The organism is Plebeiibacterium sediminum (assembly GCF_026013605.1).
GTDB lineage: Bacteria > Bacteroidota > Bacteroidia > Bacteroidales > Marinilabiliaceae > Saccharicrinis > Saccharicrinis sediminus.
In genome coordinates this window covers 1-17968 of sequence record NZ_JAPDPJ010000050.1, presented here as the reverse complement: position 1 = coordinate 17968, position 17968 = coordinate 1, and the positions used below count along the sequence as shown (strand labels likewise).

General features: G+C 33.2%; 13 protein-coding genes and 1 tRNA gene. 6 read left to right on the top strand and 8 right to left on the bottom strand.

Annotated elements, in window-relative coordinates; all coding sequences use genetic code 11:
- Nucleotides 1–124 precede the first annotated feature (124 nt).
- Nucleotides 125–562 carry an SPOR domain-containing protein gene (locus OM075_RS17725; protein WP_301191875.1) on the top strand — a complete coding sequence of 146 codons (438 nt, stop codon included), beginning with the start codon at nucleotides 125–127 and terminating at the stop codon, nucleotides 560–562.
- A gap of 90 nt (nucleotides 563–652) precedes the next feature.
- The gene (locus tag OM075_RS17720; protein WP_301191874.1) at nucleotides 653–1852 is read left to right on the top strand and encodes an FprA family A-type flavoprotein; all 1200 of its coding nucleotides are present in this window, start codon (nucleotides 653–655) and stop codon (nucleotides 1850–1852) included.
- A 120-nt stretch (nucleotides 1853–1972) separates the two neighbouring features.
- Here OM075_RS17720 and gyrB read toward each other — a convergent pair whose 3' ends face one another.
- The gene (gene gyrB, locus OM075_RS17715) at nucleotides 1973–3943 is read right to left on the bottom strand and encodes a DNA topoisomerase (ATP-hydrolyzing) subunit B (protein WP_301191873.1); all 1971 of its coding nucleotides are present in this window, start codon (nucleotides 3941–3943) and stop codon (nucleotides 1973–1975) included.
- A gap of 405 nt (nucleotides 3944–4348) precedes the next feature.
- On the opposite strand from gyrB, the gene OM075_RS17710 reads away from it, so the two are divergent.
- The 3 genes from OM075_RS17710 to OM075_RS17700 all read left to right on the top strand — a co-directional run bounded on the left by OM075_RS17710 (nucleotide 4349) and on the right by OM075_RS17700 (nucleotide 8619).
- Nucleotides 4349–5704: a glycoside hydrolase family 28 protein gene (locus OM075_RS17710; protein WP_301191872.1), complete on the top strand. Its 1356-nt coding sequence runs from the start codon at nucleotides 4349–4351 to the stop codon at nucleotides 5702–5704.
- 548 nt (nucleotides 5705–6252) lie between these two features.
- Nucleotides 6253–7875, top strand: a complete 1623-nt coding sequence (locus OM075_RS17705; RefSeq protein WP_301191871.1) for a sensor histidine kinase — start codon at nucleotides 6253–6255, stop codon at nucleotides 7873–7875.
- 42 nt (nucleotides 7876–7917) lie between these two features.
- Entirely contained in the window at nucleotides 7918–8619 is a 702-nt protein-coding gene (locus OM075_RS17700) for a response regulator transcription factor (RefSeq protein WP_301191870.1), read from the top strand.
- A 9-nt stretch (nucleotides 8620–8628) separates the two neighbouring features.
- Here the strand turns inward: OM075_RS17700 and OM075_RS17695 are convergent, their stop codons facing one another.
- The 7 genes from OM075_RS17695 to OM075_RS17665 all read right to left on the bottom strand — a co-directional run bounded on the left by OM075_RS17695 (nucleotide 8629) and on the right by OM075_RS17665 (nucleotide 17520).
- Nucleotides 8629–9411, bottom strand: coding sequence for a hypothetical protein (locus OM075_RS17695; protein WP_301191869.1), 783 nt, complete (start codon nucleotides 9409–9411; stop codon nucleotides 8629–8631).
- A gap of 218 nt (nucleotides 9412–9629) precedes the next feature.
- Entirely contained in the window at nucleotides 9630–10547 is a 918-nt protein-coding gene (locus OM075_RS17690) for an adenylate/guanylate cyclase domain-containing protein (RefSeq protein ID WP_301191868.1), read from the bottom strand.
- Between the two features lie 369 nt (nucleotides 10548–10916).
- A complete protein-coding gene (gene htpG / locus OM075_RS17685; RefSeq protein ID WP_301191867.1) occupies nucleotides 10917–12971 on the bottom strand; it encodes a molecular chaperone HtpG in 2055 nt (684 codons plus the stop codon).
- Between the two features lie 219 nt (nucleotides 12972–13190).
- Nucleotides 13191–13541 carry a P-II family nitrogen regulator gene (locus tag OM075_RS17680; RefSeq protein WP_301191866.1) on the bottom strand — a complete coding sequence of 117 codons (351 nt, stop codon included), beginning with the start codon at nucleotides 13539–13541 and terminating at the stop codon, nucleotides 13191–13193.
- A 228-nt stretch (nucleotides 13542–13769) separates the two neighbouring features.
- The gene (locus OM075_RS17675) at nucleotides 13770–15092 is read right to left on the bottom strand and encodes an ammonium transporter (RefSeq protein ID WP_301191865.1); all 1323 of its coding nucleotides are present in this window, start codon (nucleotides 15090–15092) and stop codon (nucleotides 13770–13772) included.
- A gap of 229 nt (nucleotides 15093–15321) precedes the next feature.
- Complete coding sequence (locus tag OM075_RS17670; protein ID WP_301191864.1) at nucleotides 15322–15675, bottom strand: response regulator; 354 nt, start codon at nucleotides 15673–15675, stop codon at nucleotides 15322–15324.
- Nucleotides 15676–15690: 15 nt separating this feature from the next.
- Nucleotides 15691–17520 carry an ATP-binding protein gene (locus OM075_RS17665; RefSeq protein WP_301191863.1) on the bottom strand — a complete coding sequence of 610 codons (1830 nt, stop codon included), beginning with the start codon at nucleotides 17518–17520 and terminating at the stop codon, nucleotides 15691–15693.
- A gap of 362 nt (nucleotides 17521–17882) precedes the next feature.
- On the opposite strand from OM075_RS17665, the gene OM075_RS17660 reads away from it, so the two are divergent.
- Nucleotides 17883–17967 (top strand) — tRNA-Ser (locus OM075_RS17660).
- The last annotated feature ends 1 nt before the right edge of the window (nucleotide 17968 follow it).

Sequence of the window (17968 nt, the reverse complement as noted above, 5' to 3'; positions counted from 1 at the left end):
ATTTAATTCAATCAAATATTCTCACATATTAACACAATTTCAATTAAGAAATAAAATAGAATTAAATAGAATATTATATTTTTGAAGTTTATTTGATTTAAGAAAACACTAAACATAAAGGAAAATGCGAAAAATAATTTTACCTGTTGCTATTTTTATAGGACTAATTGGATGTAGATCATTAAGTGATACTGGAAGTTCAAGTTTTAGCGATAGCAATTCTCCATATGTTAAGGAAGAGCCTAAAGTTAAACCTGTAGTTAAAGAAACAAAGGATATTGTTGTAAAAGAAGAGAAGGTTAAAGTTATTGAAGAGGAAGACAAATCTTTTAAATACTATGTAATTATTGGTTCTTTTAAGGTTTTATCCAATGCTAAAACATATAAAAGTACTTTAATAGAAGAGGGTTTTACTCCTGTAATTCTTGAAAATGAAAATGGTTTATATCGAGTTTCTGTTGCCGCCTATAACGACGAAATGGATGCAAGAAACAAAGTTGGAATGATCAGAAATCAGTACGAGAAATACAATGACACCTGGCTGTTAATTAGAAAAATGTAACATTTTACATAAATAAAGACCATTAAGAAATTTAATAGTTTTATCTATATTTGCAGCACTTAATTACCGAAATAATAAATTAAATAATATATGTACAAGCCAGTAAAACTAACAGACAGTGTTTATTACGTAGGAGTTAACGATCGTAGAACACATTTGTTTGAAAACATGTGGCCTATTGACAGAGGAGTTGCTTACAATTCTTATGTTATTGATGATGAAAAAGTTGCTCTCATTGACTCTGTTGAAATAGGACAAGTTGAAAAATACCTGAAGAAAATTAAGGCTATTATTGGAGACAAGGAAATCGACTATTTGATTGTTAATCACATGGAACCTGATCATGGTGGTTCTATTGATATTATCAAAAAAATGTATCCTAACATTCAAATTGTTGGTAACAAAAAAACCTTACCAATGCTTGAAGGTTACTTTGGTATTTCTGACAACACTATCGAAGTAAAAGAAGGTGATACCTTAAGCTTAGGTAAACACACTTTAAATTTCTATATGGTTCCTATGGTACACTGGCCTGAAACTATGGTTACTTTTGAATCAACAGAAAAAATTCTTTTCTCTGCTGATGCTTTTGGTACTTTTGGAACTCTTGACGGAGGTATTTTTGATGATGAGTTTGAATTTGATTACTATCGTGATGAAATGAGAAGATACTATTCTAACATTGTTGGAAAGTATGGCTCTCCTGTTCAAAAAGCATTATCAAAGTTAGGTGGCTTAGAAATCAACATGATTGCATCTACTCATGGTCCTATCTGGAGAAACTACATTTCTGAAGTAATTTCTATGTATGATCGTTGGAGTAAATACGAAACTGAAGAAGGAGTAGTAGTTGCTTATGCTTCAATGTATGGAAATACAGAAGAAATGGCAGAAGCTGTTGCCAGAGAGCTTGCAGAAAATGGCATCAAACACATTCGCGTACATGATGTTTCAAAATCACATGCATCATTTATTATTTCAGATATTTTTAAATACAAAGGATTAATTCTTGCCAGTCCTACTTATTGCAACGAACTTCATCCAAACATGGAATCATTAACTACAAAATTGGTTCACATGGGAGTTCAAAATCACTATTTAGGAATACTTGGCTCATTCTCTTGGGCTGGTGCTGCAGTTAAAAAATTAACAGCTGTTGGTGAAGAACTAAATTGGGAATTAGTTGGTGAAAGTGTTGAAGAAAAGCATGCTTTAAAAGCCGACAAATATGAGGCTTGTCTTGCACTTGGTAAAGCAATGGCCGACAGACTTAAAGCTGACAGATCGTAATTTCTATTTCTCAAAATATACAATATAAAATCCACTTCGTTATGAGGTGGATTTTTTTTATAAAAAAAGTCGCCCTAAAAAATTAAGGCGACTTTGTAATATCTAAAGCAAACTCAGCAATTAAGCATCAATGTTTGCATAAGTTGCATTTTCTTCAATAAACTCTCTACGAGGTGGAACATCATCTCCCATCAACATTGAGAACACTCTATCAGCCTCAGCTGCACTCTCAATTGAAACCTGACGTAAAGTTCTTTGCTCCGGATTCATAGTTGTTTCCCAAAGCTGTTCTGCATTCATCTCACCTAAACCTTTGTATCGTTGAATGTGTACAGAATCTTCTTTACCGCCACTATATTGTTCAATAAATTCACGTCGTTGCTGTTCATTCCAGCAATACGCTTCTGCTTTACCCTTTTTACATAAATACAAAGGTGGTGTTGCAATGTATAAATAACCATTTTCAACTAAGCCCCTCATATATCTAAAGAAGAAAGTCATGATCAAAGTAGTAATGTGACTACCATCCACATCGGCATCCGTCATAATTACAACTTTATGATATCTTAATTTTGCAAGGTTTAAAGCTTTACTATCTTCATCGGTACCAATTGTTACACCTAAAGCTGTAAATATATTTTTAATCTCATCACTATCAAACACCTTATGTTGAAGCGCTTTCTCAACATTAAGAATCTTTCCTCTCAACGGAAGAATAGCCTGAAACTTACGATCTCTACCTTGCTTAGCAGTTCCTCCTGCCGAATCTCCCTCCACAAGAAATACCTCACATAAAGAAGGATCTTTTTCAGAACAGTCAGCTAACTTACCAGGTAAGCCACCTCCTGACATCACTGTTTTACGCTGAACCATTTCACGCGCTTTACGAGCTGCATGACGAGCAGTTGCTGCAAGAATCACCTTATTTACAATAACTTTTGCATCTTTAGGATTCTCTTCCAGATAATGACCTAAAGCAGCACTAACAGCCTGATCAACAGCAAGACTCACTTCTGAGTTTCCTAATTTAGTTTTTGTTTGTCCCTCAAACTGTGGCTCCTGAACTTTTACTGAAATAACAGCTGTCAAACCTTCTCTAAAGTCATCACCAGCTATATCAAACTTTAATTTTGATAACATTCCTGATTTCTCAGCCCAGGTCTTTAAAGTACGGGTTAAACCTCTTCTAAATCCAGTTAAATGAGTACCTCCTTCAATAGTATTGATATTATTCACATAAGAATATACATTTTCACTAAATGAAGTATTGTATTGAATTGCCAACTCTACCGGAACATCATTCTTTTCCGTAGTGATATGAATGATATTTTCTGTAAGTGTTTCTCTGGTTTCATCAATAAATCTTACGAATTCCTCTAATCCATTTTCTGAATGAAACACTTCTGTTTTAAAATCTCCATTTCCATCAACTTCTCTTTCATCAGTAAGAGTAATTGTAATACCCTTGTTTAAGAAAGCCAATTCTCTTAAACGATTTGATAAAATAGAATATTTATATTCGGTAGTAGTAAAGATTGATCCATCCGGAGTAAAAGTTACAGTTGTACCAGTAATGTCTGTTGTACCTATCTCCTGTAACTCCCCCTGAGGAACACCTATTGAATACTCTTGTTGATAAATCTTACCATCTCTGTGAACTTCAGCTTTTAAATAGGTAGACAATGCATTAACACAAGAAACACCAACACCATGCAAACCACCAGATACTTTATAAGAATCCTTATCAAATTTACCACCGGCATGGAGCACTGTCATTACAACCTCTAAAGCAGATTTTCCTTCTTTTTCATGATGATCCACAGGAATACCTCTACCATTATCCTTAACTGAGATTGAATTATTTTCAAGTATTTTTACATCTATTGTATCACAATGTCCAGCTAATGCTTCGTCAATTGAGTTATCCACAACCTCATATACAAGGTGATGTAATCCTTTCACACCAACATCTCCAATATACATGGCTGGACGCTTTCTAACAGCTTCCAATCCCTCTAATACCGTAATACTATTTGCGGAATAACCATTACCCTGACCTGGGTTGTTTTCTTTAATATTTTCTTCGCTCATCAATTATAGATTTCGTTGCATTATTTCTTCTATATTGTTCTTTAACAATGGCTTTCACCATAATAAAAAAGACTTACAAATATAACAAAATTAGGCGCTTTTAAAAGCACAAAACACATGTTTTTATCAACATTATAAAACTCTGTATTTCTGAATATTACACCAATACAAACAACAAACAAATCAATACTGTTACCATCCTCATTTTCAATACTCACCAAGGAGCTAAATTATCAAACACTCTTAAGGTATCTATTGATGTTTATTCTCAAGTCCTTTACTATTTTATTATAGAACTGCAGCATCATAATTTTCATCTCTCCCATTAATACATTGAGTTCTCCTTTTATTTAGCTAAAATTGCAATAGAACACAGTAAATTCAACTTATAAAACATATTTACCTATGAAAAAAATATACTTCCTGTTTTTAATATTTGGCATTTTAGCCTGTCAAATTCAAGTTTCTGTTGATACCAATGAAATTCCAACTATTGACTCTATATTAAAAAACATCAAGGCACCCTCTGTTCCTGAATATTCAATAAGTGTAACAGACTTTGGTGCTAAAGGTGATTCTGTTACACCTAATAAAGCTGCAGTAGCTAAAGCAATTAAAGACTTAAACAGTAAAGGCGGTGGAACATTAATATTTCCTGCCGGGCAATATTTTATGGATGGCCCCATTCATATGGTAAGCAACATGGATTTACACATTGAAAAAGGTGCCCGAATTTTCTTTAGCTCTGATTACAACGATTATTTACCCGTTGTAAAAACCAGTTGGGAAGGCACTTTTCTATACAACTACAGTCCGTTTATTTATGCCTACAATTGTAAAAATATTCGTATAACAGGAGAAGGAATCATTGACGGAGAAGCATCAGAAACATGGGCAAAATGGCATGGTCTGCAAAAAAAAGATCAACTTTTAAGCCGCGAAATGAATCACAACAACACACCCATTGACCAACGTATTTTTGGAGAGGGTCACTATTTGCGTCCTCAATTAATTCAGCTTTACGACTGTAAAAACATTTTAGTAGAGGGAGTTAAAATTGAAGATTCTCCTTTTTGGTGCCTTCACCTTCTTCGCTGCGAAAATATTACAGTCAGAAATATAAAATACGAGGCCTACAATAAAAACAACGATGGTATTGATCCTGAATACTCTAAAAACATCTTAATCGAAGATATCACCTTTAATAATTCTGACGACAATATCGCCATTAAATCAGGAAGAGATGACGAAGGCAGAGCCTCGGAGTTCCATTCAGAAAACATCATTGTCCGTAATTGCCATTTTAAAGGACTACATGCCATTGTAATAGGTAGCGAAATGTCGGCTGGGGTTGAAAATGTTTATGTTGAGAACTGCGATTTTGCAGGAAAACTAAAACGTGGTATCTACTTAAAATCAAATCCTGACAGAGGAGGATATATCAAGAACATCTTTATTAATGATGTTAAATTTGGAGAAGTTGAGGACTGTATTTACATCACCTCATACTATCATAACGAAGGCGAAGGGCATATTACCGATATAAAAGACATCTATTTCGAAAATATTTCATGTCAAAAAGCAAAAAGCTCAGGAATTGTTATGCAAGGTTTTCCCGATAAGAAACTGTCTGACATCTATTTTAAAAACATCAAGATTGACAGCACCGCCAATCCTTTAAGTATGGAAAACACAGAAAACATAAGCTTTAGTGATGTCATAATTGGCCAGCTAGCCACCTCTCCATCATTTGTAAAATAACAATACTAAAACCCGAAATATGCATTAAAAAGCCTATTATACATTGAAATCGCTTTAAAACAAGAAACTACGTAGCTTCAATTCACCAAAACGATGCTATGCCTCATTTCAGTAATGCCTTGTTTTATGGCACTTTCAATGTTCATTACAAAGTTATCATACGTAATCCGGGTTAAATAGCAGAAAACAAAAAAAAGCATGGCGAATCACTTCCATGCTTTTCTTTTCTTAACCTAAACCTTTGTATGAAAAAACTTAATGAACTTTTTATTACATAATACTAAATGCTCTTTTCTATATATTAATACTCTATTTACTTTTATCTGTCGGTTTACTCAAAACATATACTGATTTACTTTTTAAAATCAGACAAATCATTAAGCAACCACAATACTTTGTTATCAATTATCATTTGACAGAAGCAAAAGTACAGAACTATTTCATTCATTACGGTTAAGGCGGGGTTAAAGTCAGTTAAGGAAAAGTTAAAGTAAAAATACGAGATTGAAAATACTTTATATTTACGCAATGAATTATTAGAACAAGCAATGAAAAAGAAATCAATAATAGGATTAATTGTGTTAATGGGATTTTCATTATTAGGAATAATTCTCGTTCAATTTTTGTGGATGAACAATGCCATACAAGTTCAAAATGAAAAATTTACAGCTACAGTATACGATGCATTAAATGCATCTATTAGAAGGGTTGAAAAAGAACAGGCTGCAAACTTTTTTATGCAACAGTTTTTATCCAATCAAATTCCATCGCAACAACCTTTAAGTAACAACAACAGAAACACCATACCTTATTTCCCGCAACCAAAATTAAACAATGAAAATATTCTGGACCATATAACTGATGGTGAAAATAAAGATCTTTCAAATTCAGGTGGTGGTACTTTTGAAGCTCATTTTGAAATACAAAGCAATGGAGAACCTCAACAAGTAACCATTAAAAAAGAAAACATTGACTTCAACAACAAAGACGATGTTCAGGCTATGGAGCAAGCCATTTCTCTTATGGAAGATTCCATCAAAAGAGTTTTAGGCAATAACGGAAATATGGATGCATTAAATATGTTTAATCAATTCAGCTACGAATTACAAATGCGTTCTGTTAATCCGTTACAAAGATTAAATACTAAAAACTTAAATAATGTTTTAGACTACGAATTAAATGCCAGAGGTATTGATTTAGATTATGAATATGGTATTATTAACAGAAACACCGGTAAATTAACCAACATATACACTGGTAATTACTATAAGGATGATAGTGATTTTAAGTTTGTTGCCAATCTGTTTCCTAATGATATTTTCAGAAGCTGGTCTCCTATTGCATTGGACATTTATTTCCCTCATCAGGGACAATTTATTTTAAAATCATTAGGGGTACTATTCGGCTCCTCCATTGTTTTTACACTGTTTATTTTACTTACGTTTTTATACACCTTACGAACCATAGTTAATCAGAAAAAACTTTCAGAAATAAAGTCAGATTTTATTAATAATATGACTCATGAGTTTAAAACACCTATTGCAACCATAAATCTGGCAACCGATAATATTGCCAACCCAATGATCATTAACAAACCGGAACATATTTCTTCGTTTCTAAAAATTATAAAAGAAGAAAATAAAAGGATGAATAATCAGGTTGAGCGCGTTTTACAAATGTCGCTAATTGAAAAACGTGATTTTCAGTTATTGCCGGTTGAAAAAGACATACACCAATTGATAAATGACGCCACGCAAAAAATGCAGTTATTAGCAGAACAAAAATCTGCTGTAATATCAAGCCATTTAAATGCTGAATCAACTGTTTTTAATGTAGATGAAGTTCATTTTACTAATGTATTGGTTAACCTGCTCGAAAACGCTTTAAAATACTCTAAAGAAAATCCGGTTATAGATATCATTACCGAAAACAATAAGAATGGTATTGACATTTTAATTCGCGACAATGGAATTGGAATGAGCAAAGAACAACAAGCAAAAGTATTTGAGAAGTTTTTTAGAGCTACAAAAGGAAATATTCACAACGTAAAGGGTTTTGGCTTAGGACTTAGTTATGTAAAAGCTATCATGCTTCAGCATGGCGGAAACATATTTGTAAAAAGTAAATTAGGCGAAGGTTCAGAATTTAAATTATTTTTGCCCTTTAAATAACAATCAACTTAACATCATACTTCAGCGTAAAACAATATCAAAATGAGCGATAAGAAAAAAGTATTCATGGTAGAAGACGACCAAAATTTTGGTACAGTAATGAAATCATATCTGGAAATTAATGGCTTTGATGTTACCTGGATCAAGGATGGTATTAATGCCATGAAAACCTTTGTTGTTGGTCATTTTGACATTTGTATTTTAGATGTGATGTTACCTAACGTTGATGGCTTTACTATTGGAAAGGAAATTAAGGAAAAAGAAGAAAGTATTCCTTTAATATTTTTAACTGCAAAAACATTAAAAGAAGATGTTTTGCAAGGATTTGGAATTGGAGCTGACGATTACGTTACCAAACCTTTTGACTCTGAAATTCTTATTGCCAAAATCAATGCTATTTTAAACCGTAGAGCACAAAAAGAGGAAGAGGAAACTCCCAGCACGTTTAATTTAGGATGTATTGAATTTAATTTTGAACTAAGAACACTAACATCAAAGGAAGGTGTACATCAACTGTCGCCAAAAGAAGCTGAACTCCTAAAGCTTTTATGCATTGACATGAACAAGGTAATGCTCCGGGAAAAAGCTTTAAACTCTATTTGGGGTGAAAACAATTATTTTACAACCAGAAGTATGGATGTATACATTACCAAACTCCGCAAATATTTAAAAGCTGAACCAAGAATTGAAATTATTAACATTCACGGAAGTGGATATTTACTAAAACTCAAGGAAGAAGAATAACCTTTAACACTACTCGTCAACTTCTGAAACTCCATATAAACCATCTTTAATTTCTGAAGATAAAGACATCAGTTTCAGAAGTTTGAATGAACTTAATCCCGGTTTATAAAGAGGTATTCTATATTTAGGACTCAACATATAAGCCATATTATCCTGAATTAACACTTCAAAGGGTAACGATGAAATATACTCCACACCAAGAAATTCCAATAGCTCCTTTTCGACTGCATTATTAAATGTAACCCCAAAAACAGCAATCTCTTTATCCTCAAAGCAAATTTCGTAAGCTAATTCTGCATCACCAACTCCTGACATAATATTCTGACGAACAACAGTAATTGCTTCTATATATTCATCAAACTCTCCTAATTCAACTACATCATTAAACTTTGCCATGGTGGGTAAAAAACGATAGGAACTTAATTCTTCCACCGATAAATCATCTCCATATTTAATAGGTGATTTAGAAAATACAGACATTGCACTTAAGGCCAAAGAATCGATTTTCGAAGTCATAAACTCTACATCCTCGCCATTAGCCTTGCTATTAAAATAGGCATGTACAAAATAATGGGGATTAAGCATAGTCAGCAAACTTTGCTGCCCCTTTCCAATAATCCCAACCCTGATAGTAGAGCCAAAAGCAGCTTTATCACCTACTCCGGTTGCCATACTTGTTAATTCATCACATGTAAAAATGATCACACACAAGGAATCCTCATGAGAAGGATGATACATACCAACAACCTCAAAACCATTATTCACCAAAGTTTTGGTTACTTCTGTTGTCATTGTGCGAACATTCTTATCAAAAGTACCAAACCCGTAAAATGGCTTAATAGCTATAGCTGAATGAAATACACCAACAAACAGCATTAAGAGAAGCAAATATTTTAAATTAATTTTACCCAACGATTATATTACTTTGTACCGTTGCAATTTAAAAATATTTTACAAATTAACACTCTTTAACATTATAAAAATTCTCAAATTCTTAATAATGCATTTTTTCACTTTTTAGGTCGCAATTTCTGCTTTACCTGATACAACAGAATTGCCTGCTTTTTCCCCTTTAGTTTAATCGTGCCCACATCTTTAAAATTGTACTCATCCTTATTTTCAAAGTACTCATACAAAACTCCGGAAATCAACAAATTCTGTTTGTACTCATTACACATGGATTCTATACGGGCGGCAGTATTTATGGTATCACCATTATACGAAATATCCCTACGAATACTTCCTACCTGCAATACCATTACTTTACCCACATGAATACCTGCTTTAAATTTAGGCTCCTCACCATACTTTCTGCGATAATACCAATACCTGCGTTCAACAGTTCTCTGAAAAGAATAAAAGGCTTTAATACAATTGTTGTTTCGAACACCATCTCTTACATTCCAGGAAATAATGGCACCATCTCCCAAATACTGATAAACTTCTCCGTGATAATTATATATGATAGAAAGGTCATTAAAAACATCCTGAACCAGGCGACTAAACTTTTCATGCCCTAGTCTTTCTGCAATTGTAGTAGAAGCTTTCATGTCAACAAACATAAAAATCTTCTTTTCTTCATAGGGTTTATTTAACCTGCCGAAAAACCAATTGAAAAAGTTTGTAATTCCAATCTTCTTATACATTTCCTTAACGGAATTACTGGCAATACACGCTAAATAAAAATAAGCCAGAAAGCGAATATGCTCCATTTCCAACTTTGGCATCTTAGCCAGAATCGTACGATAATCTTTCAAAGAATCCAGCGTAACTGTTTTGTTTGCGGCCAGATAAAGAATAGCAAAAGCCAACAAAAAGTATAGTAATGATCTTAAGAAGATCATTGATCTGATAGGCGAAAAACGCATTATTCTATCAGAAAAAAGGGTATCTAAAAAGGTAAATAATGTTGATATTGAAACTGCCAAAAAAACAGTGTTTGTATAAATAGAATCTACAGCAAGCAGATTGAAATAGTTAACAAACAAAGATTGATTTCCTGTTATAAAAACATAAAAGAAAAGGGCAAAATTCCAGAACAGCAAATGAAACCGTAAAGACCGGAATAAGCTACTAAACCATATTTTGATTTTTTCCCGTAAAAACACTGTTTGTCCCCATATTAACAACCAAAGTTCAATCAATCAACCAAACCCCGATTTAAAGTGTGTAAGCATTCCTACCCATGTACTTTTGTAACCTGATTTTGTTTCATTTGAAATGTGATTTTTATTAACAAAGCACAAAAAAAGCTGTTTGAAAAATTCAAACAGCTTTAAAAAACTTCTTATCAATCTCTATATCAAATCAATGCTTCGCTTAACAAATTTAGTAAGCGCTTCACCTTTAAGCATATTATTTGAAAGCAATGCCAAATCAATTAATTGAGATACTAATTTATTATCATTACTAAAACCATTTAAAATTTCAGTTTTCTTAGTATTCAACTCACTAATTTTCTTATCAACATCAGCTAATTCATCTTTTTGAGCCTGAGGAATTTCTTCATCTTTCTTGCCTTCCTTCGCTTTTTCCAGTTCCTGACGTTTACCATTCAGGCTTTCAATCTTATTACGAACTGAATCAACCTGCTCTCCAACTGATTTATTTTTATCTTCTAAAATACGCTCAATTAACGGATGGTTTTCGTTTACAACCAACTGGTAACTATCCGGCATTTCTCCATAAAAGTTCATACCGCCACCTTGCATTGCACTCATCTCTTTCATACGACGCATAAACTCTTGCTGAGTAATAATTGCAGGATTAGCATCTGTACCCATAGCTTCAAAAGCAACAATAAAGTTCATTTTATTGCTATTAGGCACTTTAGCAGTAAATACAGTTGTTAAGTCGTCTTTATCTTTAGCTAATAATTTAGACTCTAATGTATTTTCTTTTGGTATCAGTTTTTCAGCTACATCACCATCTACACGTACAAATCTGCTCTTATCCAGTTTTTGTTCCATGTGATTGATAAAGTGTGTATCTAACTGTCCATCCATTAACAACACATCATAACCTTTTGCTTTTGCTCCTTCAATAAAGCTATGTTGCTCTTCAGCATTTGTGGTATATAAATATACCAATTGCTTATCTTTATCTGTTTGATTTTCTTTGATGATATCTTTGTATTCATCAAAAGTAAAATACTTACCGTCAGTATTTTTTAACAGTGTAAATTTCTGTGCTTTATCATAGAATTTCTCTTCTGTTAGCATACCATACTCGATGAATAACTTCAAAGAATCCCATTTTTCTTCAAAACCTTTTCTGTCAGCTTTAAAGATTTCAGCTAAACGATCTGCTACTTTTTTAGTGATATGGTTAGATATCTTTTTAACGTTACCGTCAGCTTGTAAATAAGAACGGGAAACATTTAAAGGAATATCAGGAGAATCAATTACACCATGTAAAAGCGTTAAGAATTCAGGTACAATATTCTCAACCGAATCAGTAATAAACACCTGATTACTATATAACTGAATTTTATTTTTCTGAACCTCTACATTGTTTTTAATCTTAGGGAAATATAAAATTCCGGTTAGATTAAACGGATAATCTACATTTAGATGGATATTAAAGATAGGATCATCACTCATTGGATATAAATCCCTGTAGAATTTATTGTAATCCTCATCCTTTAAATCAGCAGGTTTTTTAGTCCATAAAGGATTTGTATCGTTTACTACATTATCCTCTTCTAATTCAACCTCTTTACCATCTTTCCACTCTGTTTTCTTTCCAAAAGCAACTTCAACAGGTAAAAAGCGACAATATTTATTTAATAAACGAGTGATCTCTGCTTTTTCAAGAAACTGTTTGTTTTCATCATCGATATATAAAACAATGTCAGTTCCTCTGTCTTCTTTTTTAACTTCTTCAAGTGTATATTCAGGACTACCATCACAAGACCATTTAACAGCCTGAGCGCCTTCTTTATGCGACAAAGTGATAATTTCCACTTTCTTCGATACCATAAATGAAGAGTAGAATCCTAATCCAAAATGCCCAATAATTGCGTTAGCATCATTTTTATATTTATCAAGAAACTCTTCAGCTCCTGAAAAGGCAATCTGATTAATATACTTATCAATTTCTTCGGCAGTCATACCTACCCCTCTATCCGAAATTGTTAATGTTTTCTTTTTCTCATCGATAGAAACTTTAACCTTCAGATCACCCATTTCACCTTTAAACTCTCCTACACTAGACAAAGTTTTTAATTTTTGAGATGCATCTACTGCGTTAGACACCAACTCTCTCAAAAAGATTTCATGATCTGAATAAAGGAACTTTTTAATGATGGGGAATATATTTTCGGACGTTACCCCAATATGACCTTTTGACATAGTATTATTTGTTTTTTTATTGATTAAACATTTTTTCCGGAGGCATCATTTCAAATGGTATGCCAAGCAGGAGATAATGACATATAGACATATTTTATGTCAGTACCTCTGACATTAATGCCGGAATGTATGTTTTAATGACTACATATTACATAAAAAAACCCCACTGATAAAAATATCAATGGGGCCTTGGTTTAGATTAGAGTACAAATCTCTACTTTATATAGCAGAACTACCTCGCTCTTCTGTACGGATACGAATACATTGTTCTAGGGGTGTTACAAATATCTTTCCGTCTCCAACTTCTCCTTGGTTACCATTGTGCGATTTAGCTGCTCGTATAATTGCTTCGATTGTAGTTTCTACAAATTCATCATTTACCGCTATCTCAACTCTCATTTTAGGAGTTAAGTTAGGAATTACTTCCTTACCACGATAAACTTCTTTACTTACTTGATTTCCATGTCCCGATACTCTGGATACGGTAATACGTGTAATACCAGCCTGAATCAATCCTTCACGAACCTGATCCAATTGGTATGCTCTTATAATTGCGGTTACTAATTTCATATGATTATAATTTGTTTTCATAAGCCATATGGAACTCGCCAAATTTAATCATGCTCGTGTGTGCGAAACACTTCACATGGCTCGTTTCATTTGCTTAAATTTTCTTTCATTTGCCAGATAAATCTTATCAATTAACGTAACGTTCTTTGATTGAAGAAAGTTTAGTTATAACGCATTTAATCTGTTAAATTTTTAATTAAAATACAACATCTCAATTATAGATTAACTCTAGTTTGGATTTAACATACCATAACCACGTTCTCCATGGAATGAATGATCCAAACCTGTCATCTCTTCTTCATCAGTAGCCTTCAATCCAACAAATTTCTCAACAACCCAAATAATAACAATAGTTGTAATTATTGAATATCCAATAGCAATTACAACAGTAACGCCTTGTACCCAAAATTGATCCCATGATGTCCAGATTCCATCAGCAGTATTTGCTGCAGCATCAGCCATCCAGCTATCTCTAATAAAGAATGATAATAAAAGCGCTCCCACAATTCCTCCTACACCATGAACACCAAAAGCATCCAATGAATCATCGTATCCTAATTTATCTTTAAGCATTAAGGCTCCATAACAAATAATTGAAGATATAGCTCCCAGTAACAACGCTCCTGATGGTTGAACAACTCCCGCTGCAGGAGTAACAGCAACCAATCCGGCTAAAATACCTGAAGCAAATCCTAAAGCTGTACCTTTTCCATGGTGTACCATTTCAATAATTACCCACATTAAAGCACCCGCTGCACCAGCAACCTGAGTTGCCGTTAACGCCTGAGCTGTATCCAGTCCACTATTAATACTACTTCCGGCATTAAATCCAAACCAGCCTACCCAAAGCAAACCAACACCCATCATTGTCATAACCAAATTATTAGGACGTTGCTGACGGTGAGGATATCCTCTTCTTGCACCTAAATAAATAGCAGCAACCAAACCACTAATACCGGCTGAAATATGAACAACAGTACCTCCTGCAAAGTCAATAGCACCAGCAGCTCCCCAGTGATGTAAGAAACCATCTGCAGACCAAACCCAGTGACATAAAGGATTATACACGATAATTCCCCACAATGCAATAAATACTAAATAACCTTTAAACTTAACTCTCTCGGCAAAAGCTCCTGCTATTAACGCCGGGGTAATTATAGCAAATTTACCCTGAAACATAGAGAATACCAATTCTGGCACTCCACCTTCCATAATAGTAGTATCAATACCCTGAAGTAACACATAATCTTTGTTCCATCCGAACAAACCTCCAAGAATACTATCTCCAAAACTCATTGAGTATCCTATCAATACCCAAAGAACACTCATAACGCCCATAGCTGCAAAACTATGCATCATGGTTCCTAAAACATTTTTTGATCTTACTAAACCGCCATAGAACATGGCTAATCCTGGTATCATTAATAATACCAATGCAGTTGATGTTAACATCCAAGCCGTAGCTCCGGCATCTACTTCCGGACCGGTATTGGCCCATCCATTCACAAAAAACCCTAGCAACAGAGTTGCTAAAAGAATTGCTTTCTTCATAAAATTTTTCTTAATAGGTGGTAATAATCATTTCTCTGGATGCAAACTTATAAATTTAAAGTATTACCTCCAAATTTTTATATTTTTCGAAAGCATACACCCCACTTTAAACTACCCTTTGTAACTTTACAACAGTTTTTAATTACAAATTACCCCTTTTAAAAACAGAAAAGCTGAAATCCTATATAAAATAGAATTTCAGCTTACAATATCTTATAAAAGAACTGTATTATTTCAAATGCTCATCCAATTCTTTTTCTATTAATCCTTTTTTTAAAGGCTTTTGAAAATAACCCTCAATGAGTTTACAATTTAAAGCTTCTGATATGGGCTCATTCATCCCGTATCCTGACAATAAATAATAAGCAAGCTCTGGTTTATAGGTTTTGGCTTTTTCAACAAACTCCACTCCACTCATTACAGGCATCTTCATGTCTGTAATAACTACTTTTATTTCGTTATTCTCTTTTAAAATATCCAAAGCCTTTTCTGGTGACTCCGATAAAACTGTTTTGTATTTATCTTTAAACATTAACTCAAATAATTTTAAATTAATGTGTTCATCATCTACATATAAAATCATAATATATTTCTTTTCCTACGCTAATATAGGCAATACTACTTCAATTAATGTTCCTTCACCCAATTTTGAATCCACTTTTACTCTTCCTCCATGTTCTTTTACTATATTATACACAATAGTCATTCCTAAACCAGAGCCTTCTCCCGGAGATTTTTTAGTATAAAATGGATCAAACATCTTTTTCATGGTTACTTTCGACATGCCCATTCCATTATCCCTAACAAATACGATCACATTATTGTTTTCATCCACAGAAAGCTTAATTGTTATGACTCCATCATGCTTTATAGCCTGAACTGAATTATATAATATACTAAAAAACACCTGATGTAAACCATCTTCAGATGCCATGACTTCTATTTTGCTTGCTGAAAAATCCTTAACAATCTCTATACGATTCTTAATTTCGTGACTTAAAACTACCAAACAATCCTCAATAACGTCGTTTATATTACATACGGTAAATCCGGCTGTACCTTTACTACTAAAACTACCCAAACTATTAACAATACTTGAAATACGATTTACGCCTTCTTCCATATAGTCAATCACCTGCCTGTTTGTCGTTAAATCATCCTGACTCAGATATTTTTGTAAATCTGTATCAAAAGTATTTCGAAGAGAATACAATCCGGTTTGAATAAAATTTAATGGATTATTAATTTCATGGGCTACTCCTGATGTCATAACCCCCAGCGAAGCCATTTTTTCTTTTTCAATCAATTTTTCCTGCATGGACTTTATCTCTGCAATTGACTTCTCTAGTTTGGCATGTTGTTTTCGTAATTGATTATTGGAATTGAGTAAATCCTGATTAGCCTGATTTAATGCTTCAGTTCGCTTCTCTACCAGGTTCTCAAGATGTAACCTGTATTTTTCAATTTCAGATTGCTGTTGTTTTTGCTCCGTAATATCCTTGATTAAAACCTGAAATAACTCATTCTCCTCTACATCAATAACTGCTATATGTACTTCCGCATCAAACTCCTCTCCATTATAACGTTGATGTCTCCATTCAAAAGATTTTGACTTATTTGCTCTTACTTCATCTGCAAATTCCCTCATCTTCAATGCAGAAACAGTGCCATCCGGCTGCTTTTCCGGCGCAAAGTCTTCAATATGCATTCCTACAATTTCATCTTTACCTACTTTAAGCACTTTAGTTGCAATGGTATTTACATCTACAATAAAACCATCTTTAACTATTAAAATAGCATCAAATGAATGATCAAAGAGCAAATAGAACTTACGCTCACGTTCGTTTAATTCCTTATTTTGCTGCTTAATTAATGCCAGATTTAATAATATTGAGTCGGAATATTTTTTTCCCACAACCAATAATGCAGCTGCTGTAAGTATAATTATGGTAATATCCATGGCCCAGGATATGGGTGATAATATATAAGCCCTGACATCTATGGTATAAGGAATAATTTCGTAAACAAACAAAACGCCAAAAAGAGCATATATAAAACTAAAAAATATAAGTAATAGTATTGCTCTTCGGTATCCCATTACAAACGAAACAAAAATGGGTATTAATATAATATAAGCTTTAGAGGATACTAAAAAACCATATTTAGATAAACCAGTAATTAAAGCCATCAATATGATAAAAGCAACAGAAAGTACCTTAAATCCGAGTTTTACCTTTTTTCGATAATAAACCAATATACCTAAATAAACAACTACCAATGTTATGGCATAAAGAGTCCAGTTAAAACCATAGGAAAAAGCCCTGACTACTGTAACCAAATATGAAATTACACCAAAGCCAAAACCTATTACAAGAGCTTTATTTACAACATCATCTCTTAGGTCTTTTAACGCTCTCAATCCATCCATGAGATAAAATTCAGTATATTAATTTTGTTTGTAATAAAAGACGAATTTAATACTATAAAATAAAATAAGTACCTATAATCTTAAAAAAGCCGCATTATGCAATGGAAATTGTATTACACAATGAAATTAGGGTAAAATTAAACTGCCTAAACAAAATTCAACTTTTTTTTTCAAAAAAACTTTACAACTTACTTCACTGAAGAAAAAGCACTTAGATTACCCTCCGAAAAAAACTTGATGTTTTTTTTATTTTTTAGTTTTGCAGATATAAAAAAATGCTCTATTTTTGCAGCCGTTATCAAAAGAGATACACACTGAAAGAGACTTTAAACGGATGATTTCAGATAAAATATAAAAGTATTGGAGAGATGGCAGAGTGGTCGAATGCGGCGGTCTTGAAAACCGTTGTGCGGCAACGTACCGGGGGTTCGAATCCCTCTCTCTCCGC

Excerpts from the sequence above, each read along its gene's own strand:
- OM075_RS17725 (WP_301191875.1), top strand. The coding sequence starts at position 125 with ATGCGAAAAATAATTTTACCTGTTGCTATTTTTATAGGACTAATTGGA.
- OM075_RS17720 (WP_301191874.1), top strand. The coding sequence starts at position 653 with ATGTACAAGCCAGTAAAACTAACAGACAGTGTTTATTACGTAGGAGTT.
- gyrB (WP_301191873.1), bottom strand. The coding sequence starts at position 3,943 with ATGAGCGAAGAAAATATTAAAGAAAACAACCCAGGTCAGGGTAATGGT.
- OM075_RS17710 (WP_301191872.1), top strand. The coding sequence starts at position 4,349 with ATGAAAAAAATATACTTCCTGTTTTTAATATTTGGCATTTTAGCCTGT.
- OM075_RS17705 (WP_301191871.1), top strand. The coding sequence starts at position 6,253 with ATGAAAAAGAAATCAATAATAGGATTAATTGTGTTAATGGGATTTTCA.
- OM075_RS17700 (WP_301191870.1), top strand. The coding sequence starts at position 7,918 with ATGAGCGATAAGAAAAAAGTATTCATGGTAGAAGACGACCAAAATTTT.
- OM075_RS17695 (WP_301191869.1), bottom strand. The coding sequence starts at position 9,411 with ATGACAACAGAAGTAACCAAAACTTTGGTGAATAATGGTTTTGAGGTT.
- htpG (WP_301191867.1), bottom strand. The coding sequence starts at position 12,971 with ATGTCAAAAGGTCATATTGGGGTAACGTCCGAAAATATATTCCCCATC.
- OM075_RS17680 (WP_301191866.1), bottom strand. The coding sequence starts at position 13,541 with ATGAAATTAGTAACCGCAATTATAAGAGCATACCAATTGGATCAGGTT.
- OM075_RS17675 (WP_301191865.1), bottom strand. The coding sequence starts at position 15,092 with ATGAAGAAAGCAATTCTTTTAGCAACTCTGTTGCTAGGGTTTTTTGTG.
- OM075_RS17670 (WP_301191864.1), bottom strand. The coding sequence starts at position 15,675 with ATGATTTTATATGTAGATGATGAACACATTAATTTAAAATTATTTGAG.
- OM075_RS17665 (WP_301191863.1), bottom strand. The coding sequence starts at position 17,520 with ATGGATGGATTGAGAGCGTTAAAAGACCTAAGAGATGATGTTGTAAAT.